The following is a 26,807-nucleotide window of genomic DNA, read 5'->3' on the forward strand; positions in this document are numbered from 1 at the left end:
AGATTTTTTCAAATAATAACAAATATACAATATTTACTTTTTTATTGGTTTAAAAATAAAATTTAACACTAAATTAGCGTAAAAATATTAAAATTAACTTTTAAACCACTTTATATAATGAATAGTATCGATGATTTTGATCTACAGATTTTAAAATATTTAGACGAAGATGGACGGATGGCCTATTCTGCAATAGCAACAGCTATGGGCGTATCCAATACGATGATCCATCAACGAATCAACCGATTAACGGAACAAGGGATACTGGCCGGTATAAAGCCTGTATTAAATGAAAAAAAGCTAGGCTATGATTGGGGTGCTTTTACGGGGCTAAGTTTAGAAAAAGATCATGACTCGAGCCGAATTATTGAAGAACTTAAAAAAATACCAGAAGTTACAGAATGCTATTATATTACCGGCAATTACACGCTATATGTAAAAATTATTGCTAAGAACCACGAACATATGCGACAATTACTCTATGAAAAAATCGATAGTATTCCGGGAATCGCAAAAACAGATTCCCTGATTGAATTAGGCTGTGCTTTCAAACGTAATATTATATTCTAGTACAAGAAAAACATACATGGGATCCTGAACATCTATTTCAGGATCTCCACACTACTTACCAATATTTGCCAATTCTTCTTCTGTCCAGTAGATCAATTCGCGCAAAACATATACATTTTCATAGCTTCCCAATCCGTCGATGTAGTCCCACAAATCACCTTCAACCTTCACTGGTCTTCCATGATGAAGTATATCATACCCATTATCTAACCAATTTTGTATCTGCTCTTTATCCATCGTTATTAAAACTTATTGTTAATTATCTTTAAAATGACTATATCAAATATAATATATTTTACTATGGCTACCCAAAACTGTTTCAAAGAAACTAAAATTTCAACAACTTTTTGACATAGTGACTATCGCTCTTCAAGAAGTTCTCTTGCTAATTGACAAATTTTAAAAATAAAAAAGTATATTCGTATAACATCAAATATCATTATTATGGCAGATTTTTTCTATGTTGGATTTGAAGGTGAAGACGAATTACTCGAACTGGTGGCAGTATCTACGATTCAATCCCTCCTCTATTTTCAGGATGCCGATCAAGAGGATTTTACAACAATAAAAACCGCTATTGATCAAAATTTTATTGTCGAAGAAGATCTAATCACTGTAGCAGATACACTCAGATTGGATCAATCTATTGTTCGCTTTACTCCTGGCAAGCCTAATTATAAAGATTAATTATATGCTCAATCATCTAGGCAAATAACTCTCAGTAAAGCAATTAATTCAAGATAATTGGTAAAGAAAATAAGTAAGGGAATAATGAAGGTAGTTTTAATAGGCGGTTCTGGCGCTACAGGAAGGGCACTCGTTCAATTGATGTTAAAATCTAAGGAAATTACGGAAATCGTTGTGCTTTTAAGACGTGTCTCGTTTGAGGAGCACATTAAATTGAAACAGGTTGTCGTAGATTTCGAAAATCTAACAGATTTTGAGCAAGTGATACAGGGCGATGTCGCAATTTCCTGCCTTGGCACCACATTAAAAGACGCAGGCAGTAAAGATGCACAATGGAAAATAGATCATGATCTTAATTTGCAATTTGCGGCAATGGCCAAAAAAAATGGTTTTCCTACCTTTCTCTTATTATCGGCTGTTCTTGCGGATCCTGCATCAAAAATTTTTTATAACCGCATGAAAGGAAGCCTTGAACAAGATGTTAAAGCACTTGATTTCAATCGGCTTATTATTTTCCAGCCTGGAGGATTAATCCGACCAAATACAGATCGCTTCGGTGAAAAAACTGCCCTTACTGCCCTTCGTATCTTTAATACGATAGGATTATTCAAATCATATGAACCACTTTCAGTAGCACAAGTTGCTATGGCAATGTTACAGGCAATCAATAACTATACAACAGGTATCCATACAGTAACCGTTAAAGATATCAAGGAATTAACTGCAGAAACCAGTTGAAACAACTAAAAAAACAATTCATAACATTGAATTAACAGTAAGCTAATCCTAAGGCTTTAATTTGTGTTTTTTTAAAATAACAACTATTCAAATGAAAAAACACGTTTTATTTCTGTTCCTCCTCGTTTTTGTACATGTTTTCCCCTCTTTTGGCCAAGAAGCAAAATACATCTTTTACTTAATTGGTGATGGCATGGGGCTCAACCAAGTTAATCTCACTGAAATTCATCAAGCTGAAGTACAGCATAAAGATAACCCGATCCCACTTGTGTTTACTCAATTTCCTCACGTTGGATTTGCCTCCACACATTCACTGTCCAATGGTGTAACGGACTCTGGCGCCGGAGGTACCGCATTAGCCGTTGGAAAAAAAACCAAAAATGGTGTTATCGGTATGGACAGTACAGGAACAGTCCCCTATAAGAGTATAGCTTATGCCACGAAGCAAAAAGGGAAAAAAGTCGGTATTATTACAAGCGTCAGCATAGACCACGCTACCCCGGCTTCATTTTATGCGCACCAAGCAGACCGCGACATGTATTACGAAATCGGCAAAGAAATTGTCACTTCCAATTTTGATTTTTTTGGCGGGTCCAATTTTCTCAAACCCGAAACAACATTTGATCATAAAAAGGCGCCATCGCTTTTCCCCATATTAGAAAAAGCCGGCTATAAAGTGCTTAAAGGAAAAGATGCTTATGCACAACTACCAAATAAATCAGATAAGATCATATTGATGAATTCAGATGGCGGCCCCATAGATGCCCTTAAATATGCTATAGACCAAAAGCCAAGTGATTTAAAATTGGCGGATATCACATCTGCAGCTATCACTTCATTGCATCAAGACAATACAAATGGTTTCTTTTTAATGATTGAAGGTGGAAAAATTGATTGGGCATGCCATGCAAATGATGCAGCTACAACGATTCAGGAAGTGTTGGATTTCAATACCTCTGCACAACTTGCCTATGATTTTTATAAAAAGTTCCCAAATGAAACACTTATAGTCGTGACAGCGGACCATGAAACAGGAGGATTAGGTGTCGGTAATGGAAGTTCTTCGCTGAAAACGAAATTCTTGTCCCACCAAAAAATCTCGCATGCAGAACTTTCGAACGCAATTGGCAACCTTCGTAAGAATAATCCAAATGCAACATGGGACGATCTCAAGAATCTTATTGCTGCTCAAACTGGTTTATTTTCCAAAATTACCATGAATGAAACTGATCGTAGTGCTTTAGAAGCTGCCTATCAAAAAAGCTTTGTCGATCATCAAAATGAAACCGCAAAAAGCCTTTACGCAAGCGACGACAAAATAGCCGCATTGAGTATTTCAATCTTAAATCGGATGGGATCAATAAGCTGGGCCTCTAATAACCATTCGGCCGCCTATGCACCGGTATATGCCATCGGAGTTGGCTCCGAACAATTCAATCAGAAAATGGATAACACAGATATACCAAAGAAAATCGCTACAGCAGCAAAACTTAGTTTAGACTAAACAAAAAAGATCCCCAAGAAATCTTGGGGATCTTTTTTATGAGCCTCTTATCGGAATCGAACCAATGACCTACTGATTACAAGTCAGTTGCTCTACCAGCTGAGCTAAAGAGGCTTTCAAATGAATTTTAATGAGTGTCGCTCAAAGAGCCTCTTATCGGAATCGAACCAATGACCTACTGATTACAAGTCAGTTGCTCTACCAGCTGAGCTAAAGAGGCTTTTAAAGAAGTTTATTAACGCATGTTGCTTAAAAGAGCCTCTTATCGGAATCGAACCAATGACCTACTGATTACAAGTCAGTTGCTCTACCAGCTGAGCTAAAGAGGCGTTACTTCTTTTCAATCTTATAACGTCTGACCGTTTTAAGATGCTGCAAATATCGAAAGCTTAAACCAAAAATGCAAGTCGATTTCAAGAATTTTCTCCCCTGCTAAGCCAATTATTTAAAAATCAAGCGCATTATTTTCAACAACTGAAAATTTGTCATGATTCAATAAAAATTATTGCCATTTTTTCCGAAGTGTGGCTTAAAACCCGAATGGCACTTCAATTGTTATAACCAATATGTATCAACGAAACTTTAAATAAGACAATAAAAATGAATTTTAACAATTATACCATCAAAGCCCAAGAGGCTATACAAAAAGCTTCCGAAATTGCTGCAGGCCATCAACAACAGGCTATTGAGACAGCGCATATTTTAAAAGCTTTACTTACAGTGGATGAAAATGTTGTCAGCCACTTATTAAAAAAGTTAAATGTCAACATCAGCTACCTCGGAACTGAACTTGACAAACAAATTGAAGGTTTTCCGAAGGTCAGTGGCAGCAATATTTATTTAAGTAGCGATGCCAACAATGCTCTTCAGAAAGCACAGAGTTATCTCAAAGAATTCAATGATGAATTTGTCTCGGTAGAGCATTTACTATTGGGTATCCTGGCAACTTCTGATAAGACCTCAACATTACTTAAATCACAGGGCGTTACAGAAAAAGACTTAAAGACCGCCATAAAAGAATTGCGCGGAAACAGTCGGGTAACAGATCAAAATGCTGAAGCCACCTACAACGCTTTGGGGAAATATGCTCGAAATTTAAATGAATATGCCGAATCCGGCAAATTGGATCCTGTTATCGGCCGTGATGAGGAAATTCGACGTGTGATGCAGATACTCTCCCGTCGTACCAAAAACAACCCCATACTCGTCGGTGAACCTGGGGTCGGTAAAACGGCTATTGCGGAAGGTATTGCTTACCGAATTATAAAAGGCGACGCACCTGAAAACTTAAAATCTAAGATTGTATTTTCCTTAGATATGGGCGCTTTGGTTGCCGGCGCCAAATATAAAGGGGAATTTGAAGAACGTTTAAAAGCGGTTGTAAAAGAAGTTACCGATTCCAATGGAGACATTATACTCTTTATCGACGAAATCCATACACTGGTGGGTGCTGGAGGTGGTGAAGGTGCCATGGATGCGGCTAATATCCTCAAACCGGCTTTAGCTAGAGGTGAGCTCCGTGCAATTGGAGCGACAACCTTAAACGAATATCAAAAATATTTTGAGAAAGATAAAGCATTGGAACGCAGGTTCCAGAAAGTCATGGTTGAAGAACCCGACACACAAGATGCTATTTCTATTCTCCGTGGCCTAAAAGAACGCTACGAAACACACCATAAGGTACGCATTCTGGATGAGTCTATCATTGCCGCCGTGGAATTATCACAGCGCTATATTTCCGATCGTTTTCTACCAGATAAAGCGATTGATTTAATTGATGAGGCAGCATCCAAATTACGCCTTGAAATGGACTCTGTACCGGAAGCTGTCGATGAGCTTGAACGTCGTATCATGCAATTGGAGATCGAGCGTGAAGCTTTGAAACGTGAAAATGACGACAAAAAAGTCGCAGAACTTTCGGAAAGTATCGCCAATCTATCAGCAGAAAGAGATACGTTGAGAGCATCCTGGCAAGAAGAAAAGAGTCTTGTTGACAATGTTAATCAAGAGATTGAGAATATTGAAAACTACAAACTCGAAGCGGAGCAGGCCGAACGTTCCGGAGACTATGGAAAGGTAGCAGAGCTTCGTTATGGACGGATTAAAGAAGCGCAAGAAAAAGTTGACAAACTAAAGGCTGAACTCGCTGAAAAACAAGAAAGCAAGCGTATGCTCAAAGAAGAAGTTACTTCAGAAGACATTGCCGATGTTGTTGCAAAATGGACGGGAATACCTGTGAGCAAAATGATTCAATCAGAACGCGAAAAATTATTGAATCTTGAGGAAGAGCTTCATAAACGTGTCGCCGGTCAGGATGAAGCGATAGAAGCTATTTCCGATGCCATTCGTCGATCACGCGCTGGATTAAATGATGCGAAAAGGCCAATAGGATCGTTCATATTTTTGGGGACTACCGGAGTCGGAAAAACCGAACTTGCAAAAGCACTTGCCGAGTTCTTATTTGACGACGAACAATCCATGGTTCGTATTGATATGTCGGAATATCAAGAACGACACGCAGTGTCTCGTTTAATCGGAGCGCCTCCGGGATATGTCGGCTATGATGAAGGCGGACAATTGACTGAAGCAGTCCGAAGAAGACCCTATTCTGTTGTTTTGTTAGATGAAATTGAAAAAGCTCATCCCGATGTATTCAATATCCTATTGCAGGTATTGGATGATGGCCATCTTACAGACAACAAAGGTCGTACGGTAAACTTCAAAAACACCATTATCATTATGACCTCCAATACGGGGTCGACCATTATACAGGAGAATTTCAGTCATCTGACCGATGATAATAGGGATGAAATTATCGCCAAAACACGCAATGAGGTCTTCGATCTTTTAAAACAGTCGATTCGTCCCGAGTTTTTGAACCGTATCGATGAAGTGATTATGTTTACGCCATTAAGTCGAGACGAAATTGGAGATATTGTTCGTTTACAATTTGCACATGTTCAGAAACAGCTGGCCGAACAAAATATATTTATTACAGCTTCTGATGAAGCAATGGATTGGCTGGCACAACTTGGTTACGATCCTATTTATGGGGCTAGGCCATTAAAACGTGTTATTCAAAAACGAATTTTAAATGAACTATCAAAGGAAATTTTATCCGGAAAAGTAAATCGCGATTCGATTATTCGTCTAGATGTATTCGACGGTAAATTTGTGTTCATCAATAAACAAGAACAATAAAAAAGCTGAACGTCCGATATGACTATCGGACGTTCTCTTTTTATCATTAATTTTTAGACATTTAACCTGTAATACCTAAAGCTTTTAACAACTTGTTTACATCGTCTTCCCCGTCCAGATGCTGTACCAATACTTTAGTTTTTGCATCATAGATATAGAGCGAAGGATAATTGCTTGGCTTAAATTTCTCAATAAATTGAGTTCCAGCATCAAACAAGAATTTCACATTTGGGGCACTTTTCAATGCCTTCGCATGCATATTAATAAATCCATCGACATAAGGCTTGTCATTCATGGAGATAAAATAGAAGGATACATTCTTGAATTTGGACAAGTGCTGTGCGATACCAGCCCCCATTTTCTGACAATGGCCACAACCCGGGTCGTAAAAATCTAACACAATATAGCCCGATTTTGGAAGCTTGTCCGAATTAAACTTGTTAGCCTGATAGACCTCATCAAAAGTAAACGATGGAAGCGTTTTGGGTGCCTGTGCAAAAACAGGTTGAAATAAGAAAAATACACTTACAAAAAATAGGGAATAAAGGAACCTCATGTTAAAGAAATTTAAACCAACAGTGACTATTCAATTAATTTTAATCAATAATACTTAAAAATGCGCTTCAGTCAACTATTATTTTAGTTTTTTTACAAAAAATCCGTAAGTTTGGGCTAATTTTTAAATCGATCAAATCTATTAATACTTATTAATCGTGAAAAAACGAATTGCTATTTTTGCTTCAGGTTCAGGGTCCAATGCTCAAAAAATAATGGAACATTTCAAGTATTCAGATGAAGCTGAGGTTGCCTTGATTTTATCCAATAACCCTGATGCTTACGTTATTCAGCGAGCCGACAATTTTGAAATACCTGCACATATATTTGATCGCGACGAATTTTATAAAACAGACAACGTTGTCAATATTCTTAAAAACTTAAATATTGATCTGGTTGTTTTGGCGGGTTTTCTTTGGCTTGTTCCCAATAACCTTCTGAAAGCTTTTCCGAATCAGATTATAAATATACACCCTGCTCTCCTACCAAAATATGGTGGCAAAGGGATGTATGGTGACCATGTACACAAGGCCGTTTTGGCCAATAAGGAAGAAGAACACGGGATAACGATCCACTTCGCAAATGAGCATTTCGACGAGGGTGAAATTATATACCAAGCACGATTCAAAGTCGATCCCAATGATACTTTAGACATTATTAAATTTAAAGGGCAGCAACTCGAACATCAGCACTTCCCTAAAGTAATTGAAAATCTTATCAAAAAAATGTAAAAACAACTCTATTATTTAGAATTGTTTTAAACAAATTGTAACTTTGCCTCATGAACGAAGTTATTGAATCTGTGTTGGAGCTAGATGAGTCAGAAAACAAAGCCGGGTTGTTTCAGTTTCGAAATACGGCTATGAATCCTTTTTCTGACTTTTCCTGTGCCTGCTTTAAAAAGTGTTGCAAAAAATATAAAGAAGGCAAACGCTGTAAAAAATGTCCGGGACGAAAAAAATAGCCATTTATTGACTACTCCTCCAGGTAATCTAAATCTTTATCAAAGCTTTCTTCTAACTGGGTCAACGAATAAATTGCTATACCTGAAAGAACTAAAACCATTGTAATTGCCGCTGGCACGATTCCAAATGCATTTACTAGAAGTCCATATAGCATCGTTGACGGAATAAGCGCACCGCGCACGAAGTTGGGAGCCGTCGTTGCAACAGTTGCTCTGAGATTTGTACCAAATTGCTCGGCAGAAATAGTTACAAAAGTTGCCCAATACCCCACTCCTAAGCCCATTATAAAGGCAAGACTTAAAAACTTTGTCGCTGTAATACCATCACTCAATAAATACCATAGTGAACTTCCAATGATAATTAATTGACATATAAACACAACTTTTTTGCGGGATTTTAAAACCTGCGCAAATATCCCCGCCAATACATCCCCGATAGAAATACCGATATAGGTAAACATCACCCCTTGACCAGCACTCAGCGTACCTGTAGCCCCCAAGGCCTTGCCTATTTCCGGAGCCTGTGTAACCAAAACACCAACAACAAACCAGATTGGAAGACCAATGCATAGACAGTTGACATACCGTTTTAACCGGCTTTTATTTGTAAAAAGCATACGGATATCCCCTTTCACAATATCCGATTTATCTTGATCCTTAAAGAGTCCTGATTCAAAAGAGCCAATGCGCAACAGTAGCAACAGCAAGCCCATTCCACCACCGACAAAGTAGGCCGTCCGCCAGTCAAATTCTTCCGAGACAAAATAGGCCAATATGGCGCCTAAAACACCGACACCGGCAACCAACATGGTCCCATAACCACGTTTTGATTTATGCATGCTTTCAGAAACCAAGGTAATTCCCGCCCCCAGTTCTCCGGCCAAACCAACTCCCGCTATAAAACGAATAATACCATACATAAGCACATCATGAACAAAACCATTTGCAATATTCGCTACAGAGTATAAAAGAATCGATCCAAAAAGCACCTTTAAACGTCCAAATTTATCCCCTATAATCCCCCAGAGAATTCCACCCAACAGCAAACCGCCCATTTGCATATTGAGCACAAATTCACCTTTTATCCGCATTTCTTCCGCAGGGACGCCAATATCCGTGAAGGACTGAATACGGACTATGGAGAAAATAATCAAATCGTAGATATCGACGAAATAGCCCAATGACGCAATCATAACCAGTAACCATACTTTTCTACTGGATTGTTTTTCTTTTATTGTTGACATTTTAGGTTTTTTGATCTGTAAAAATACCATAGTGAAGCTATAAAACCAAGATTTCGAAAAATAATCCGACACATTGTTTTATTTTTGTATCATGAGATATAGTCCACTTGCCTTAACATGGCTATTACGTATTTACCCACCGTTTCTATTTCAGGGAATCTGGGTTAAAAAAATTAGCCCGGGCTTCCAAGGCGCCAAAGTAAAAATTTATAAGACACCATTCAATATCAATACCAACAAAACATTATTTGGAGGAACGATCTTTTCTGCAGCAGATCCTATCTTCCCTATCCTCATTGATCAGTATCTTCAAAAGATTGGATTTAAGAAAACGGTGGCCTGGTTAAAATCATCACAGATCATTTTTAAGAAACCTGGCAAAACCAGCGTGGAATATTCTGTGCAACTCTCCGAGGAAATCCTTGAAGAATGTGCCCATATTATTCGAACAAAAGGCAAAGTAGTAAAGGATTTTACCCTGGAAATTAAAGATAAGTCTGGCGACCTCTGTGCCACGGTGCGCTGTGAAACGTATATTCGTGACTTGAATTTTACATTCCCTTCCAGAAATCGAAATATTGAGCCATAAGAAATTAATATATTTGTCCAATTACCAAAAAATAAGAAACATGAATAAAATCGCGTTTGTAGCTATCGCATCCTTGGCAATAGCGGCATGTGGAACTCAGGGAAATGGTGCAACAGGTGCAAAAGCCTTGCAAGATTCAACAATTAAGATACATGATGAAATCATGCCTCAAATCGCTCATTTCGACCGCGATGCTGTTAAGATAGATTCCATTTTGGCAAATTTAAAAAACCTAAAAACAGCTAAGGCTGATTTAGATACCAATTTAACAAGAAAAGAGCTAGGTACATTGAAAGCTAATTTAGAAAGCGCTACAGACCATATGATGGACTGGATGAAAGGATATAACCCCGATTCAACAGATGTTAAATATTTTGAAACAGAGCTTCAAAAAGTAAGTGATATGAAAAAGATATTTGATAGTGTTTCTAAAGAAAGCCAAGACAAATTAAAGAATTTTTAAATCTAAAAATTCAAATAACTAAGCCCTCCAATTTTGCAAGTAACATTAAATTGTTAATCAAAAAGATGGGATCAAGCTTAACAAACAAAACTATTAAACACATGAGATCCATAACTAAATTTTACTGCGCAACTGGCCTTTTACTCGGTTTATTTTCCTGTAAAAACAATAGCCAGACAAGCTTACCCATCTATGGCGAAAGAGAAGCTGTAGAAAAAACAGTTGATGGAAAACAAATCGTAGATACAGTCTATCATACTATTCCGCCTTTTAAACTGCTCAATCAGGATAGTACAATGATTTCAGACAAAGATTTTGAGGGTAAAGTATATATCGCCAACTTCTTCTTTACCCATTGTCCAAGTATCTGTCCGACGATGAATCGCAACCTATTAAAGATATACCAGCAATATAAGGATAATGAAGAAGTTCGTTTCCTGTCCCATAGTATAGACTTTAAATACGATCAACCCTACGTACTGAAAGATTATGCCAATAAATTGGGCGTAACCAATAATCACTGGCAATTTGTTTCGGGGACTAAAGCAGAAATATATGGTCTAGCCAATCAATACCTGGTTTATACCGCTGAAGATAAAAATGCACCTGGAGGTTACGATCATCAAGGGTACCTTGTCTTAATAGACAAGGATAAAAGAATTCGGGGTGCCTACGACGGCACAAACGATGAGCAAGTAAAAAAATTGATGAACGATTTACCTTTACTCTTGAGTGGGGCTAAAAAATAACATGCGCATTCTCTTAACAACAGGTATAACGATCGGGGTTATTCTATCCATCTTGATAGGCTGTCAGCATGAAGTCGATATCAAAACGGCACAATATGCTGTTAATGGTCAAAAGGTATACCGGACACATTGCCAAAATTGCCACGGAGAGAAAGGTGAAGGATTGGGGAATCTCTATCCTCCCCTAACCGATACCACCTTTCTGCAAACCCATCGTCAAGATCTTGCTTGCATTATCAAGAACGGGACTTCAGGAGAACTTGAAGTAGCAGGCAAAAAGTTTAATAATACCATGCCCGCTTCAAATCTTTCCGCAATTGATATCGCTTATGTATTAACATATATCAATACCAAGATCAATAAAGGGAAGAATCTATATCCTCTGGAAGAAGTGGAGAAAAATTTAAAAAACTGTAAATAGAAAAAGTGTTGGTTTTATAAAACCAACGCTTTTTCTATGCACCGCTCCACCTCCTTTAATAAAGATCTTCAGGCCAATTTGCTAGCGAAACCCACGCTACAACCTTGACCTTCTTGATGGTACCTCCCCTCCATCCATCAAAAAAAATAAAAAGTTGAAAACAATTTCACCTTTTTTTCCTTATTGTATTATTGATTCAAATCGTTTTATATTTATTGATTTATAACAATATTCTGACATTTTGGATCCAAATTAATCGTTAATTTTGCAACCGAATGAACGTTCGATTGATGAATTCCAATGAAAAAATTGCGGCAGTACTTGCCAGCACACTAAAACTTATACAAACAAACGGCTTCCATGGAACGCCGATGAGCAAAATCGCACAAGATTCTGATGTAGCAATAGGAACTATCTACCATTATTTTCCATCAAAAGATGACCTAATCTTTGCACTGTTCAAACATTGTAGAACATTACTGAATGATTATATTTTTGATGGTATAAAAGATGATTTCGATTATAAAGATTCCTTTATTCATATCTGGCGCAACTTTGTCAAGTTCTATTTAGAAAATGGGCATATCTTCAGTTTTTTTGAACAGTTTTTTTCGTCTCCTTATTACGAGAAAAACAAAGCTGAGATACAAGAACCTGTAGGTGGACAAAATAAAGTAGTTGATTTTTTACAGGAAGGCATTGATCGAAAAATATTGAAACAGGTAGACGTCCATCTTTTGGTGGCCAGTTATATTGGTGTAGCCTTATCGACTGTTCACAGTATCAAATTTAAAGATCTCAAATTCTCTGAACAGAATGTAGAAGATTTAATTGGGATTATTTGGGATGGAGCTATTAATAGAGAAAAAAATAATTAATTACATATATGAAGTTTAATAAAATCGTTTATTCCTTGGCGGCCCTGTCGCTTTTGAGTAATACAGGATTTGCACAACAGCAATCTGAAAACTTGCCGGCAAATGCAACACTTCAGCAGCTGATTGATTACGCCTTACGTAATCAAATCTCTGTAAAACAAGCACAATTGGACGAGGCCATCGGTGAAAAAGATATCGACATCTCCCTTTCAGGTTGGTACCCACAATTGGGTCTAAAAGGAAGTTATAATTATAATGTCATTGTTCCATTAGCAAATATTGGCGGAAATAATATCAAAATGGGGCAGAACAATGCGAGTGCCTTAACGCTTCAAGCAGACCAACAGATCCTCAATCCTGAGCTAATGCAAGCGAAAAAAGCCGCTGAGCTCGTACGTCTCGGTAATAAACAAAATACGGAGAACAAAAAAATAACAGCTGTTGTAGAGGTAAGTAAAGCTTATTATGACATCCTGACCTCGGAAGAGCAAATCAAGATTGTACGCGAAAATATCGCTCGCCTCCAAAAACAATTGAAAGATGCAAAGTCACAATATGATGTGGGTTTAGTTGATAAAACCGACTATAAGAGAGCGCAAATTGCTTTGGCAAATTCGAATGCGGACGAGAAAAGAACGGTTGAGCTTCGTAAATATAAATACGAATACCTTAAACAATTGCTAGCTTTGGATAAAAGCAAAAATTTGACGCTTTCATTTGATAATAGCAGTATGGAATCAGAGATTCTACTTGATACAACTGCAGGAATGACTATCTCTAATCGAATTGAATTCCAACAATTGGAAACATCGAAAAAGATTCAACAGTTGAGCACACAGTATTATAAATGGACATATTTACCGAGCGTAAGTGCTTTTTATAATTACGCATTCAACTATAGAAATGATAAATTCAGTAAGCTTTATTCCGACAATTTCCCGGGTTCAGTAGCTGGCCTAAATGTTTCTTTTTCAATTTTCGACGGATTTAAACGTAAAAAACAAATCAATAAATCCAGATTGCAGGAAGAAAGAATTGACTGGGACATCAAAAATTTAGAAAACAGCATTAACACAGAATATTCGTTGGCAAAGGCAACCTATAATGCGAATTTAAATGACTGGAAAACAGCTAAAGAAAATGTGGATCTCTCCAAAGAAGTATACGAGACAATCAAACTTCAATATGACGAAGGTATCAAAACTTACCTCGATTTAATGACAGCAGAGACTGATCTCAAAACAACACAGCTCAATTATTTGAACTCTCTTTACGCGCTATTATCAAGTAAATTGGATGTTCAGAAAGCAGTTGGGGCAATCCACACAAATTAATCAATAAACGGAAACTAATACAAATCATGAATAAAAGACAATTATTATTCGCTTTCTTCCTTGGGACGGCATTAGTATGGACCTCTTGTGGAAATAAAGATGCAAAAAAGCAAGGTGCAGCACAGGCTCAGGCTGAAAAAGTTGTCCCTGTCAGCTTTGGTGTCGCATCACATGAGACTGTTACAGGTACAATCAGTTATCCAGCAACAGTCAAACCGTTGAACGAAGCAGATCTATATGCGGAAGTAAGCGGCTATATCACAAAAATATATGTTTCTGACGGTGCAGTAGTTTCCGCAGGACAAGCTCTTTATGAAATTGATGGAACGCGCTACAACGCAGCTGTCCAACAAGCTAAAGCAAGCTTACAGGTCGCACAAACTGATTTGGACCGACAAAAAAGAGATTTAGCACGTTACCAAACATTGGCCGATAAAGATGCGATTGCAAAGCAGGTTTTTGACAATGCAGTATCAAATGTAGCGGCTTCTCAGGCACAGGTAGAGTCGGCTCGTGCGGCATTGGTCACTGCAAATACAAACTTATCACGTTCGACGATTCGCGCTCCTTTCAGTGGTACTGTAGGGATATCACAGGTACGTTTGGGAGCCTTGGTTAACCCAGGTACAACCCTATTGAATACTTTGTCTTCAACCAGCCCAATTGCTGTTGAGTTTCAGGTAAACGAAAAGGATATTGCCAAATTTACCCAATTGCAAAGCAGCCATTCATCTTCGGACCTTTCTCTTTTATTGCCAAATGGAAGTACTTATGAAGGAAAAGGAACGATCACAACCATTGACCGCGCAGTTGACCCTGCTACCGGAACAATCAAAGTGCGCGCTACTTTCCCGAACAATGCCAACGAATTGCGGGCTGGTATGAATATTACGATGAATGTATCAACAACCTCGGCTACAGAAGAAGTTGTTGTGCCTTACAAAGCTGTCTTTGAACAGCTCGGGGTATTTAACCTCTATGCTGTGAATGATAGCAGTAAAGCCGAAATACGTCAAGTAAAATTGGGTATTAAAGCTGGTGATAAAATTGTGATTAAAGAAGGTGTCAAAGACGGTGAAAAGATTATCGTCGACGGTACCATGAATGTCCAAAATGGAGTTAAAGTAGTTGATGCTGCTGTCGCTGCCCAACAGGCTGCGAAAGGAGCACCTCAAGGAAAATAACACCATTAATTTTTTAAAGAGAATCTAAAAGATATAGAATGATTTCAGAAGTATTTATTAAGAGGCCAGTTACCGCAATCGTTATTTCGATATTGATTTCAATTATCGGGATCATTGCAGTATCCACGTTGCCAATTAGCCAGTATCCTTCTATTGCACCTCCAACAGTAACGGTTACGGCCAATTACACCGGAGCTGATGCACAGACGGTTGAACAAACCGTGACAACTCTTATCGAGAGTCAGATCAATGGTACACCTGGCATGATTTATATGTCGTCCAATAGTACGTCAAATGGTCAAGCAACAATTACGGTGACATTTGAAGTAGGTACGGATATCGATATTGCGACCTTAGACGTACAAAACCGCGTGGGAATCGCTGAACCAGCCCTTCCCGAAGCTGTGAGACGTCTGGGAATTACGACCCGTAAAGCCAATAACGATATCCTGATGTTGGTTGCCTTAACTTCACCAAAAGGAACGAGAGATGAAAATTTCTTGGCCAATTACAACAACTTATACATTAAAGACGCGCTCTTACGTGTGAAAGGTGTCGGTGACGTAACCGCTTTTGGGCAGCCGTTTTCAATGCGTGTATGGCTAGACGCAAACAAATTAGCTAATCTAAGCATGACTCCGGCCGATGTATCAACAGCAATTGCGGAACAAAACTCCCGTATACCTGGTGGTAGTGTTGGTGGACGTCCGCAAGAGTCTTCGACAGTATTTGAATATCCAATCATTACCGATAGTGACCTTTCAAATCCGGAAGACTTTGAAAACATCGTTGTAAAAACCAACAAAGATGGATCTATCGTACTTTTAAAGGATGTTGCACGTGTTGAATTAGGTCAATTTAATTATGGTACATCATCTACGGTAAATGGTATGACCTCATCTGCGATGATGATTAACCAGACCCCGGGAGGAAACGCTGTAGAGTCTGCAGACGGTATCGTCGCTGCTTTAGAAAAATTAAAGAAATCTTTTCCAACTGATGTAGATTATACAATCAGTTACGAGACAGTTTCGGTAGTAAATGCCTCAATTTCTTCGGTTATCCATACCCTAGTTGAAGCATTGATCCTGGTAACAGTGGTGGTATTTTTCTTCCTTCAAAGCTGGAGGGCAACATTAATCCCCGTATTGGCAATTCCGGTATCCATTATTGGTACATTCATCTTCTTCCTGATGTTTGGCTTTTCGGTCAACAACCTGACCATGCTCGCCTTTGTATTGGCCATCGGTATTGTGGTGGATGATGCCATCGTTGTGGTGGAAGCTGTCCAGCATTATATCGACCATTATAAACTGGATGCTAAAGAAGCGACACGTCGCGCCATGGGCGATATCACCGCTCCGGTTATTGCAATTGCATTAATTTTGGCTGCCGTATTCGTTCCCGTAGGTTTTATCCCTGGAATGGTCGGTAAATTGTACCAACAATTTGCCATCACGATCGCTGTGTCCGTTATGTTGTCGGCATTTATTGCACTTTCGTTAACTCCAGCATTATGTTCGATTTTATTAAAACCAACAGCAGTACATGAAGGTGCCAAAGGTTTGAATAAATTTTTCTACAAATTTAATGTATGGTTTGAAAAGGTGACCATCAGATACTCCAATGGTGTAAAACAAGCGATCAAAAAAGCACCACTGGTATTGATCATTCTGTTGTGTATTTTTATCGGAACAGGTTGGATGTTTACAACCAAACCGACAGGATTTATTCCTTCGGAAGATGGTGGTGCATTTTTTGCAGGTATTACTTTACCTGAAGGTTCTTCTTCTGCACGTACAAATGAAGTCCTTAAAGAGATTGAAGCCGATCTACACAAGACTTTCCCTGAAATCAAGTATGTTACCGCAATTTCTGGTATCAATATCCTAAACCGCGCGTTTAAATCCAATGGTGCAACAGTGTTCGTTTCTCTTAAGCCTTGGGAAACCCGTACACGTACTGCAAACGATATCGCGGGAATGATTATGGGTAAATACATGGGTTATACCAAAGCAAGGGTATTGGCGGTAACACCACCGGCAATTCCGGGTCTAGGTACATCTGGTGGTTTCTCTATGCAGGTACAGGATTTACAAACTGTAAATATCAAAGATTTCGAAGCAACAGTAGGTAAATTCTTGATGGCTGCCAACCAACGTCCAGAAATTGGAATGGCCTACACGATGTTTAATACCAATTCTCCAAACTACAAATTGGAAGTCAATCGTGAACAGGCAAAACGTATGGGGGTACCTATCTCAAGTATTTATTCGACAATATCATCCTATTTGGGAAGTAGCTATGTCAATGACTTTACAAAGTATGGTCGTAGCTACCGTGTCGTGACACAAGCTGATATTCCGTACCGTATGAATATTGAAGACATCAACAAATTGTATGTCAACAATGTTTCAGGGAACCCTGTACCGATGGGTACACTGGTCAAGTATGAATTAATGACAATGCCTTCAATCATCAACCACTACAATATCTTTAGAAGTATCGAGATCAATGGTAGTTCGGCTCCCGGTTTCTCATCAGGAGATGCATTGAAAGCTTTGCAAGAAGTGGCTGCACAAACATTACCAGAAGGTTTTGACTATCAGTTCTCCGGTCTATCTCTTCAAGAGATGCAATCCGGGTCAAAGACCATTCAAATTTTTGCTTTGTGTATCCTATTTGTATTCTTACTATTGGCTGCCTTATACGAAAGTTGGTCTGTACCTTTCTCCATTTTGTTATCTGTACCACTAGGTGTATTTGGGGCTATATTAACCCTAACATTAATCCCTACATTGGATAATAACATCTATGCACAGATTGGTCTGGTCACCATCATTGGACTTGCTGCTAAGAATGCGATTCTAATCGTAGAGTTTGCTAAGGAACGGGTTGATATCGGGATGAACCTTTATGAAGCGACATTAGATGCTGTAAAATTGCGTTTACGCCCAATTATCATGACTTCCTTTGCCTTCATCTTGGGGATTATTCCATTGATGTTATCCCATGGAGCTGGAGCAATTTCTCGCCAAACAATCGGTTGGACGGTATTTGGTGGTATGACTGCAGCCACACTCCTAGCGATCTTTATCGTTCCCGTGCTATTCGTTGTGATTACACGTATGGCATACGGTAAGAAAAAATTGGCTGAATTAGAAGCTAATTTCGATGAAGAGAAAGCGAAAAATTTAAGTTCACACTAATTATACGCTGTCTCCGTTGTAAAAATCCACACGGAGCTAACAGCAAGAAGCCTTTCCTTGTAACAAAGGAAGGGCTTCTTTTTTGCTCGTCCAATTATATTTTTTTATTTTTACCGCTCACTATTAAAAGTATATGTCACCTGAATCACAACGAAAATTTGAATTACTAAACCTTCTTGCCGAATCCTATGACGCGCTATTATTTGATGTCGATGGTACCCTGGCAGATAATATGGACGCACACAAGCAATCGTATAAGGCCGCAGCTCAACAATACGGGGTCGAGTTGGACGTCAATTTGATTGATGAAACTGCCGGATGGCCCACTGTTGCTGTTGCAGAGGAAATCAGCAAACGCTATGGGGTAGATTTCGATTATCAAGAATTTTCCACACTAAAGTCTACCATTTTTCGAGACGAATATGTCTTCAAGACTAAGCCTGTAGATTACGTTGTTGAGCATCTAAAATATCAGAAAGGTAAAAAACATATCGCTGCCGTTTCAGGAGGAACCAGAACAACCTTATCCATGACCTTAACCACCATTGGTGTGTGGGATGATTTGGAAACACTGGTTTGTGCTGGAGATACAGCGGAGGGAAAACCTTCACCACAACCCTTTCTTTTGGCAGCTGCTCAATTGAATATTGCTCCGGAAAGATGCCTGGTCTACGAAGACGGGATCCCCGGAGTTGAAGGTGCGAAAGCCGCAGGGATGGGTTGGGTTCGCGTTGATGAAATTTAATAAACCCCGATTTGCAGACTATAAAAAAAAGCCGCAGTAAACTTCAAGCTTACTGCGGCTTTTTTATAGCATTATGCTATTTAAAAACTAGTAATTATTTTCACTCCCCCGTTGCTATAGTTCAAATCGGATGATTTCAAATTTCCGATTGGAGCTTTATAATAAGGCTCTACAGAAATGGATAATTTTCCAACTTTCTGTTTCCGACCAACTGAAAAATTAATAAAGCCGTTCACACCTTTATCATCAACATTTTTGTCTTGGGATTTTTGTCTGTACTCCGTATTATTTGTTTCATAGATCGTTGCCCGTTCCTGATCCAATACACCAACATAGGATACACCGACTGAGGTATAGAAATTCTTGTTGATCGCGTATCTAACATCCAATGGGATATCAACTGTTAAGATTTTACCTGAAACCCGTTCATTACTCTTTGCATCTTTTGCATCTGCTGCCCGCATCGCAAAGGAATTATTCAAATTCGATTGAGAAATATAATTTGGCGCATCTGCATTAAGAGAATTTGATCCCATTGCAGGAGTAATGGGTGAATTACCCGAAACAGCTCCATAATGTTGAATGGAAGCTCCTGAGCGAAGACTTACCTTACTCGAAATATTATAGGCTAGTGCGACCCCGCCCCCCAGCGTTATACTTTCTGACGTAGAGGCAGGTGATACAAAAGCGCCCATTTCCCATTTCTTATCTTGGTTAACGTTCGTGTGTACAACACTATTCCTTGCCCCCCCTTGTTGCGCAGCATACAATTGTGATAGTTTTGCAGCATCGCGTTGCGTTTGATTAACAGGCGACATAAACCCTGAATTGGCCGAAGCAATAACGGCACTACTATTCGTCACAGTGGTATTTGTTGAAGCGCTTACTCGTTCCACTTCACTTTCCGTTAAACCAACCTGCGCTGAAAATGAATTATTTTTCAATTGCATGGACTGCAGCCTTCTTAAATCGGCTGATACAGCCACATCGTGGCCCCGCATTAATTGCCCAGTACTCAATACCAAGTGGTGATTGTCCAAATTTTCAGTTGAATGGTCCGCTGGCACAGAATAGGTATAGGGCTTCTTCGCCGATAATACCTCTGCACTCACAATCCTATCGCCCGTAACATCCGATAACGACCGCTGTATCGATTCTTTTAAATCGTTATGATCACCTAAAACATCTTCGCGTTCCGGCAGATGTGTTAAAACGACAGCAGGTATATCAGTCTCCACATTCGTCTTTAGCCCCCAATATCCTACACCAAAACACAATAACACAGCCGCAGCAGCACTCCAATACTTCCAATTAGAGGAACGATGTGCTGAAACGCCATAATTTGAGGCAAATTTCTCCCAGGAACCTTCTTTATAAGGTAGTTCATGGTCTTTTAATTGTCCAATGATCTCTTCTATCAATTCCTTTTTCTTATTGTCTTTCATCGTAACAACAATATTTATCTTATTTCTTGAACTACGCCTGTATAATCCAAGTATAATTTTCTAAGTTTTTGTTTCGCTCTAGTCAGATAAGTCCTTGACGTACTATCTGGTATGTTAAGCATCCGGGCAATTTCATCATGTGAATACCCCTCAATTTCATAGAGATTAAAAATAGTTTTTTGAATTTCAGGGAGCTGATCGAGCAGACGCATAATCTCATTGACCTCCAGTCGACTGTCCAATTGTACTGCCGGTGTATGCATATCCCCTTCTCCCAAATCTTCAACCGAATAAAACTGCTTTTTACTTCGTAAAAAATCAATCGAAATATTGGCAGCAATTCGTCCTATCCATGCTCTAAACGATTTTTCGAGATTTTCATCTTCAATATCCCTATTAAATGATTCCAATTTTCGAAATACCCGAACAAAGCTTTCATTCACGAGCTCTTCCGCGTCCACATCCTGTTTTACATAACGAATAATAATAGCCATGAGATAACCATAATACTTCTTATAAACGAAAGCCTTGCCGTCCTCACGATCGCGCAAGCAACGCTCTAAGGCATCATGTAAAGATGATAGCTTCTTGTTATAAAAATATGACCGAATTATACCCACTTAAACCATTTAATTATTAAGTTTCAAACTTAGACAAATTGCCTTTCATATGCAATCAATAACACATGCTATGTAAACAATCTATCGAATTCTCCCCTTCATTATGAACGTTTTTTTCGAGGAGATAACGAAATTAAAATTATAAAACTCAAAATCAAATAGTCGAATGTCCCCTTGTAATAATATCACTATTTAACTATTTTTATCCCATATAACGGAATGCCATTTCCTTTCGCTACAGCGTTTTCAAAAAAAATCCATAAAAAGAATTGAAAAAAATGGCTATTTTTGCGTGATTTTCACATTTTAAATATTATTCATACCGAATGAGTACTGTATTATCCGAACAGGAACAACTTAGAAGACAAGCGATGCAATCGTTGTTGGATATGGGAATTGATCCATTTCCAGCAAACGAATTTGTCGTCAATGCACATGCTGCTGATATTTTAGAAAATTACGATAGAGATAAATTGAATTATAAGAACATTACCATTGCTGGACGTATCATGAGTCGTCGTGTGATGGGTAGTGCTTCATTCTTTGAAATTCAAGACTCTACCGGACGTATTCAAGCTTATATTAAGCGTGACGATGTATGTCCTGATGAGAATAAAGACCTATACAATGTCGTTTTCAAAAAGCTATTGGATATCGGAGATATCGTTGGTATCAAAGGCTATGTCTTCACAACACAAACCGAGGCTATTGCAGTACACGTAGAAGAACTTACCGTTTTATCCAAATCGCTACGTCCCCTACCTGTCGTTAAATCTGCAGAAGGTAAAACTTTTGATGCCTTTACAGACCCAGAGCAACGCTATAGAATGCGTTATGTAGATTTGATCGTAAATCCAAGTAACAAAGACATATTTATCAAACGTACAAAGCTTTTCAATGCGATGCGTCAGTTCTTTAACGACGCGGGGTATATGGAAGTAGAAACACCTGTCCTGCAATCCATTCCAGGCGGTGCTGCAGCACGTCCGTTTATTACACACCATAATGCTTTAGATATTCCATTATATCTTCGTATCGCCAACGAGCTTTATTTAAAAAGACTAATCGTTGGTGGATTTGATGGTGTATACGAATTTTCTAAAAACTTCCGTAATGAAGGAATGGATCGTACCCACAATCCAGAGTTCACCGCAATGGAAATTTATGTAGCCTATAAAGACTACAACTGGATGATGGACTTTACAGAACGTCTGTTAGAACATTGTGCGTTGGCTGTAAACGGTACGACTGAAGCCACCTTCGGAGAACATAAAATTGACTTTAGAGCACCGTATAAACGGATATCGATGACAGATTCCATTAAGGAATTTACTGGATTTGATATTACTGGAAAATCTGAAGACGAAATCCGTATTGCTGCCAAAGGAATGGGCATCGACGTAAACGAAACCATGGGTAAAGGCAAATTGATCGATGAAATTTTTGGTGCAAAATGTGAAGGAAACTACATCCAACCAACATTCATTACAGATTATCCAAAAGAAATGTCTCCTTTAACGAAGAAACACAGAGATAATCCTGATTTAACCGAGCGTTTTGAGCTGATGGTTTGCGGAAAAGAGATTGCCAATGCCTATTCAGAGCTTAATGATCCAATTGATCAACGTGAACGATTTGAAGATCAATTACGTCTTTCTGAAAAAGGTGATGATGAAGCCATGTTTATTGATCAGGATTTCCTTCGTTCATTGGAATATGGAATGCCGCCGACCTCTGGACTTGGAATCGGTATGGACCGTTTAATCATGTTCTTGACCGATAATGCGTCAATCCAAGAAGTTCTTTTCTTCCCACAAATGAGACCTGAAAAAGTCGCCAAAGTAGCTGAAGTGAAAGATTATGAGGAACAAGGTATTCCTGCAGCTTGGGTTCCTGCCTTACAAAAAATGGGCTTTACAACCATTGAAGCTTTAAAAGAAGCGAATCCGAACAAGGTTTTTAATGACCTTGGTGGTATGCGTAAAAAAATGAAACTAGATATCAATATGCCAACGAAAGACGAAGTATTTGCTTGGTTCAATTAAATCGGCATCTATGCTAGCTAAAAAAGCTGCCTCAATAAAATTTGAGGCAGCTTTTTTTGTTTAAAGTGATCTTGTAAAAATGTTTACAATGATCCAATACGACCCACGAACCCCGAGATTCCTTTCTGTAGTATCTCCGATCCTATCAGATTTGTATGATCCGCTCATCAGCCTCTATATTAACAGGGGTATTACTCGGGGTTAACAGGGGGTTAACAGGGGTATAACAGGGGTAAACCCAAGTTAACCCCCTGTTATATCCCTATAAAAGTACTGCTAGCTCTCTATTAGTCTAGAATCTAGTGAGAAGATAGTGATATGCTGACCAAGGTGATCTACGAAAAATATTGAATAGCTTTTAATCACGGGATATATGACACAATTGTCACCAATATATGACTCCTGCCAATTGTAGACATTTATTATATTTACATATCGTTAACTAAATCAGTTTTTAGCATATGAAGAATATTCTCGCGCTTGATGGTGGTGGTATCCGGGGTATCATTCCGGCAATGGTTCTCGTCGCTCTAGAAGAGAAGTTACAAAAGCAGACCATGGATCCCAATGCACGGATTGCCTCCTACTTTGACTTTATTGCAGGTACAAGCAGCGGCGGAATTCTGACTAGCATTCTTTTGTATCCGGAAGAAGGTAATCCCGCCCATCCGAAATTTTCTGCGCGAGATGCCTTAAATCTATTTGTTAATCATGGCACTGAAATTTTCAACGCTTCCAAATGGCGGCGTTTTTTAGGTGGATTTGGTCTTGTCAGCGAGCTCTACTCGTCAAATACATTATCAGACGTTTTGGATGAGTATTTTCAAAATGCACGATTGAGCCATCTTATCAAACCCTGTATCATCACTGCGTATAACATTGAATTACGGAAGAATCATTTTTTTAGACAACAAAAGGCAATTACGCATGGCGAAGCAAGGGATTTCTACCTCAAAGATGTTTGTAAGGCTACGTCCGCTGCACCCACATTTTTTCCTGTTGCAGAGATCTACTCCCTTTCAAAAACAAGATATCCTTTGATCGATGGCGGTGTGTTCGCTCAAAACCCCTCCATATGTGGTTTACTTGAAGTTTTAAAGGCTTTTAACAGCACGCAGATAAACGACATGTTTATGGTATCCTTAGGTACAGGAATGTCAAAAACAGCTTATAATTACGAACATTTTAAGAAGAAACTTGCTATACAAATCGGTCCCGCTTTAGTTGACATTATGACAAGTGCATCTTCCGAGAGTACCGAATTTTTTATTCGGCAACTATTTCAAAGTAACGGTAAGCAACAAAATTATCTCCGCATAGAACCAGCCAATCTATCGAGTATAAATGCATCATTAGACGCAGCCTCGCCCAATAATATACAGAAGTTGATTTCCTTATCCGATAAAATGATCAGTGAGCATGAAGATACATTGGATTATATCGTTGCGCATCTCATTAAAGAAAAGAGCCAAAATAAGAAGAAAAATCCATGGAGCCAGTTGATGGATAAGTTCTAAAAGATTACTTTTACGCATATTTTAAATCTATATGGCATTAAACTACGTTTGGGTTGCATTTTTCTTAATCACATTTGCCGTAGCCCTTGTAAAACTAATCTTTTTCGGAGATACAGAAATCTTTCAGCAAATTGTAAATTCAATCTTTGACAGTGCAAAAACAGGAGCCGAAATCTCTTTAGGACTAATCGGTATGATGAGTTTTGCACTTGGGATTATGAAAATTGGCGAAAAAGGCGGTATGATCAATATCTTCGCAAAAATAGTGGGTCCTTTTTTTCATAAATTATTCCCGGAGATACCCAAAAATCATCCTGCGCTTGGCTCTATTCTTATGAATTTCTCGGCTAATGCCCTAGGATTAGATAATGCGGCAACGCCATTAGGACTTAAAGCCATGAAGGAACTCCAGGAGCTCAATCCCAATAAGGAAACAGCTACCAATGCACAAATCATGTTTATTGTGCTCAATGCATCTAGCTTAACCCTCTTGCCTATTTCAATTATGGCTTATCGGAAGGAAGCTGGTGCACCAGATCCTTCAGATGTATTTCTACCAATTCTAATCGCAACCTTCTTTTCCACATTGGTGGCATTGATTCTCGTTTCCATTTATCAAAAAATCAATTTATTTAACCGTGTAATTCTAGGATACCTGGGAGCAATGGGATTATTTATCGGTGGACTACTTTACTACTTTTCGGGACTCCAACAAACAGAAATCGAAATATTCAGCAAAGTATTCGGTAATGTTATTTTATTTAGTTTATTTACCTCCTTTATAGGTTTGGCTCTTTTCCGTAAAGTAAATGTGTACGATTCATTTATAGAAGGTGCCAAAGAGGGCTTCGAAGTTTCTGTAAAAATAATACCCTATCTCGTCGCGATGCTCGTTGGTATCGCGGTATTTAGAGCATCAGGAACCATGGATTATATGGTCGCTGGAATTTCCAAAGCTATCGCGCTATGTGGTCTAGATACATCATTTGTAGACGCTTTACCTGTAGCCTTTATGAAACCGCTCAGTGGATCCGGTGCACGTGGACTTATGGTCGATTTGATGAATGCCAAGGGGCCAATGGACTTCGCGGCGAGGGTTGCTTGTGTTATTCAGGGATCAACGGAAACTACTTTTTATGTCCTCGCTGTATATTTTGGTGCAGTGGGAATAAAGCGTACACGGCATGCATTACCATGTGCATTATTAGCGGAATTAGCAGGTGTAATCGCAGCAATAATTATCTCATACATATTTTTTAAATAACATACGTATATTGCAGAAAGGCCTGCCTTTATAACAGTGTCCGATATTTACAAATTATTATATTGTGATGAAAAAAACAATTGCATTAATAGCCCACGACGGCAAAAAACCTGAAATGGTCGCATTTGTCAAAGACCACCAGGAATTATTGGAGCGCGCCAACATCATTGCCACTGGTACTACAGGCTCTTATGTTAGACAGACAGGCTTGCCTGTGGAATTGAAATTGAGTGGCCCCATGGGTGGTGATGCACAAATCGCAGCTTTAGCCGCCGAAAGAAAAGTTGATGGCATTATTTTCTTTCGCGATCCACTCGGAAAACATGCACATGAACCAGATATTCAAATGCTCATGCGTGTATGTGATCTTTATAATGTCCCTTTGGCAACAAACCCTGCAACAGGAAGCCTCATCATTGAAGGACTATTAGAAGACGTTGAATCATAATTTAATCGCTTATGGACAATGAAGTAATCGTTTCAATAGGGAAAATACCCTATACAACTACGGTACAATACGGTAAGCATCAAATAACGGTTGATGAACCTGAAGATGTAGGCGGTGAAGATCAGGGCATAAACCCTACTCCATTATTACTATCCTCTTTAGGGAGCTGCAAAGCTATTACAGTCAAAATGTATGCGGACCGCAAAAGCTGGCCCCTGGAAGAAGTATTGGTGCGTTTATCTTATGAGGTGCAAACAAGTGAGCAGCAGCAAACGACCTATATACAATGCTTTATCAGCTTTAAAGGAGATTTAGATGAAGTTCAAAAGCAGCGGTTGTTTAAAATTGCTGAAAAGTGTCCTGTTCATAAAATATTATCAAATCCTATTGTAATAACTTCAAATCATTTGTAATGTTTCTTGGGATAACGGAT

25 protein-coding genes and 3 tRNA genes are annotated in these 26,807 nt (G+C 38.7%); 20 read left to right on the top strand and 8 right to left on the bottom strand.

Annotation, left to right across the window (positions count from 1 at the left end; translation table 11 throughout):
• Positions 1 to 117 precede the first annotated feature (117 nt).
• A complete protein-coding gene (locus A9970_RS06195; RefSeq protein ID WP_088161676.1) occupies positions 118 to 570 on the top strand; it encodes an Lrp/AsnC family transcriptional regulator in 453 nt (150 codons plus the stop codon).
• A 51-nt stretch (positions 571 to 621) separates the two neighbouring features.
• Here the strand turns inward: A9970_RS06195 and A9970_RS06200 are convergent, their stop codons facing one another.
• Positions 622 to 807 carry a hypothetical protein gene (locus A9970_RS06200; RefSeq protein WP_046673540.1) on the bottom strand — a complete coding sequence of 62 codons (186 nt, stop codon included), beginning with the start codon at positions 805 to 807 and terminating at the stop codon, positions 622 to 624.
• A gap of 207 nt (positions 808 to 1,014) precedes the next feature.
• Here A9970_RS06200 and A9970_RS06205 point away from each other — a divergent pair, with 207 nt between their 5' ends.
• The 3 genes from A9970_RS06205 to A9970_RS06215 all read left to right on the top strand — a co-directional run bounded on the left by A9970_RS06205 (position 1,015) and on the right by A9970_RS06215 (position 3,499).
• Positions 1,015 to 1,257, top strand: coding sequence for a hypothetical protein (locus tag A9970_RS06205; protein WP_153844578.1), 243 nt, complete (start codon positions 1,015 to 1,017; stop codon positions 1,255 to 1,257).
• A gap of 84 nt (positions 1,258 to 1,341) precedes the next feature.
• The gene (locus A9970_RS06210) at positions 1,342 to 1,995 is read left to right on the top strand and encodes an NAD(P)H-binding protein (protein ID WP_159726575.1); all 654 of its coding nucleotides are present in this window, start codon (positions 1,342 to 1,344) and stop codon (positions 1,993 to 1,995) included.
• 91 nt (positions 1,996 to 2,086) lie between these two features.
• Positions 2,087 to 3,499, top strand: a complete 1,413-nt coding sequence (locus tag A9970_RS06215) for an alkaline phosphatase (protein ID WP_182981678.1) — start codon at positions 2,087 to 2,089, stop codon at positions 3,497 to 3,499.
• 41 nt (positions 3,500 to 3,540) lie between these two features.
• On the opposite strand, the gene A9970_RS06220 is transcribed toward A9970_RS06215, so the two are convergent.
• From A9970_RS06220 to A9970_RS06230, 3 genes are all read right to left on the bottom strand, one after another.
• Positions 3,541 to 3,613, bottom strand: a tRNA-Thr gene (locus A9970_RS06220).
• Positions 3,614 to 3,646: 33 nt separating this feature from the next.
• Positions 3,647 to 3,719, bottom strand: a tRNA-Thr gene (locus A9970_RS06225).
• A gap of 36 nt (positions 3,720 to 3,755) precedes the next feature.
• Positions 3,756 to 3,828 (bottom strand) — tRNA-Thr (locus tag A9970_RS06230).
• Positions 3,829 to 4,099: 271 nt separating this feature from the next.
• Between A9970_RS06230 and clpB the strand changes: the two genes are divergently transcribed.
• The gene (gene clpB, locus A9970_RS06235) at positions 4,100 to 6,700 is read left to right on the top strand and encodes an ATP-dependent chaperone ClpB (RefSeq protein ID WP_182981679.1); all 2,601 of its coding nucleotides are present in this window, start codon (positions 4,100 to 4,102) and stop codon (positions 6,698 to 6,700) included.
• Positions 6,701 to 6,761: 61 nt separating this feature from the next.
• On the opposite strand, the gene A9970_RS06240 is transcribed toward clpB, so the two are convergent.
• Positions 6,762 to 7,256 (bottom strand): thioredoxin family protein, encoded by a 495-nt coding sequence (locus tag A9970_RS06240; RefSeq protein WP_182981680.1) that lies wholly within the window; start codon positions 7,254 to 7,256, stop codon positions 6,762 to 6,764.
• Between the two features lie 157 nt (positions 7,257 to 7,413).
• Between A9970_RS06240 and purN the strand changes: the two genes are divergently transcribed.
• A complete protein-coding gene (purN, locus tag A9970_RS06245; protein WP_182981681.1) occupies positions 7,414 to 7,986 on the top strand; it encodes a phosphoribosylglycinamide formyltransferase in 573 nt (190 codons plus the stop codon).
• 244 nt (positions 7,987 to 8,230) lie between these two features.
• On the opposite strand, the gene A9970_RS06250 is transcribed toward purN, so the two are convergent.
• The gene (locus A9970_RS06250; RefSeq protein WP_153844583.1) at positions 8,231 to 9,463 is read right to left on the bottom strand and encodes an MFS transporter; all 1,233 of its coding nucleotides are present in this window, start codon (positions 9,461 to 9,463) and stop codon (positions 8,231 to 8,233) included.
• Positions 9,464 to 9,554: 91 nt separating this feature from the next.
• Here A9970_RS06250 and A9970_RS06255 point away from each other — a divergent pair, with 91 nt between their 5' ends.
• The 9 genes from A9970_RS06255 to A9970_RS06295 all read left to right on the top strand — a co-directional run bounded on the left by A9970_RS06255 (position 9,555) and on the right by A9970_RS06295 (position 19,035).
• Positions 9,555 to 10,052: a DUF4442 domain-containing protein gene (locus tag A9970_RS06255; protein WP_153844584.1), complete on the top strand. Its 498-nt coding sequence runs from the start codon at positions 9,555 to 9,557 to the stop codon at positions 10,050 to 10,052.
• Positions 10,053 to 10,092: 40 nt separating this feature from the next.
• A complete protein-coding gene (locus tag A9970_RS06260; RefSeq protein WP_182981682.1) occupies positions 10,093 to 10,515 on the top strand; it encodes a transposase in 423 nt (140 codons plus the stop codon).
• A gap of 101 nt (positions 10,516 to 10,616) precedes the next feature.
• A complete protein-coding gene (locus A9970_RS06265; RefSeq protein ID WP_120334303.1) occupies positions 10,617 to 11,264 on the top strand; it encodes an SCO family protein in 648 nt (215 codons plus the stop codon).
• A gap of 1 nt (position 11,265) precedes the next feature.
• Positions 11,266 to 11,685, top strand: coding sequence for a cytochrome c (locus A9970_RS06270; protein ID WP_153844586.1), 420 nt, complete (start codon positions 11,266 to 11,268; stop codon positions 11,683 to 11,685).
• A gap of 275 nt (positions 11,686 to 11,960) precedes the next feature.
• A complete protein-coding gene (locus tag A9970_RS06275) occupies positions 11,961 to 12,563 on the top strand; it encodes a TetR/AcrR family transcriptional regulator (protein WP_075992751.1) in 603 nt (200 codons plus the stop codon).
• Positions 12,564 to 12,571: 8 nt separating this feature from the next.
• Positions 12,572 to 13,897 (top strand): TolC family protein, encoded by a 1,326-nt coding sequence (locus tag A9970_RS06280; RefSeq protein ID WP_153844587.1) that lies wholly within the window; start codon positions 12,572 to 12,574, stop codon positions 13,895 to 13,897.
• 26 nt (positions 13,898 to 13,923) lie between these two features.
• Positions 13,924 to 15,081, top strand: coding sequence for an efflux RND transporter periplasmic adaptor subunit (locus A9970_RS06285; RefSeq protein WP_075992753.1), 1,158 nt, complete (start codon positions 13,924 to 13,926; stop codon positions 15,079 to 15,081).
• 38 nt (positions 15,082 to 15,119) lie between these two features.
• Positions 15,120 to 18,290 (top strand): efflux RND transporter permease subunit, encoded by a 3,171-nt coding sequence (locus tag A9970_RS06290; protein ID WP_182981683.1) that lies wholly within the window; start codon positions 15,120 to 15,122, stop codon positions 18,288 to 18,290.
• Between the two features lie 133 nt (positions 18,291 to 18,423).
• The gene (locus A9970_RS06295) at positions 18,424 to 19,035 is read left to right on the top strand and encodes an HAD family phosphatase (protein WP_153844589.1); all 612 of its coding nucleotides are present in this window, start codon (positions 18,424 to 18,426) and stop codon (positions 19,033 to 19,035) included.
• A gap of 80 nt (positions 19,036 to 19,115) precedes the next feature.
• Here A9970_RS06295 and A9970_RS06300 read toward each other — a convergent pair whose 3' ends face one another.
• Together A9970_RS06300 and A9970_RS06305 are read right to left on the bottom strand one after the other, a co-directional pair.
• Positions 19,116 to 20,480 carry a hypothetical protein gene (locus tag A9970_RS06300; protein ID WP_182981684.1) on the bottom strand — a complete coding sequence of 455 codons (1,365 nt, stop codon included), beginning with the start codon at positions 20,478 to 20,480 and terminating at the stop codon, positions 19,116 to 19,118.
• A gap of 14 nt (positions 20,481 to 20,494) precedes the next feature.
• Positions 20,495 to 21,100 carry an RNA polymerase sigma factor gene (locus A9970_RS06305; protein ID WP_182981685.1) on the bottom strand — a complete coding sequence of 202 codons (606 nt, stop codon included), beginning with the start codon at positions 21,098 to 21,100 and terminating at the stop codon, positions 20,495 to 20,497.
• A gap of 326 nt (positions 21,101 to 21,426) precedes the next feature.
• On the opposite strand from A9970_RS06305, the gene lysS reads away from it, so the two are divergent.
• From lysS to A9970_RS06330, 5 genes are all read left to right on the top strand, one after another.
• Positions 21,427 to 23,145, top strand: a complete 1,719-nt coding sequence (gene lysS, locus A9970_RS06310; RefSeq protein WP_153844591.1) for a lysine--tRNA ligase — start codon at positions 21,427 to 21,429, stop codon at positions 23,143 to 23,145.
• 461 nt (positions 23,146 to 23,606) lie between these two features.
• Positions 23,607 to 24,662, top strand: coding sequence for a patatin-like phospholipase family protein (locus A9970_RS06315; protein WP_153844592.1), 1,056 nt, complete (start codon positions 23,607 to 23,609; stop codon positions 24,660 to 24,662).
• 31 nt (positions 24,663 to 24,693) lie between these two features.
• A complete protein-coding gene (locus tag A9970_RS06320; protein ID WP_153844593.1) occupies positions 24,694 to 25,926 on the top strand; it encodes a nucleoside recognition domain-containing protein in 1,233 nt (410 codons plus the stop codon).
• 67 nt (positions 25,927 to 25,993) lie between these two features.
• Positions 25,994 to 26,374 (top strand): methylglyoxal synthase, encoded by a 381-nt coding sequence (locus A9970_RS06325; protein WP_046673562.1) that lies wholly within the window; start codon positions 25,994 to 25,996, stop codon positions 26,372 to 26,374.
• An 11-nt stretch (positions 26,375 to 26,385) separates the two neighbouring features.
• Complete coding sequence (locus tag A9970_RS06330; protein WP_182981686.1) at positions 26,386 to 26,787, top strand: OsmC family protein; 402 nt, start codon at positions 26,386 to 26,388, stop codon at positions 26,785 to 26,787.
• Positions 26,788 to 26,807: the final 20 nt, after the last annotated feature.

It is taken from the genome of Sphingobacterium sp. UME9, assembly GCF_014170215.1.
GTDB classification, from domain to species: domain Bacteria; phylum Bacteroidota; class Bacteroidia; order Sphingobacteriales; family Sphingobacteriaceae; genus Sphingobacterium; species Sphingobacterium paramultivorum.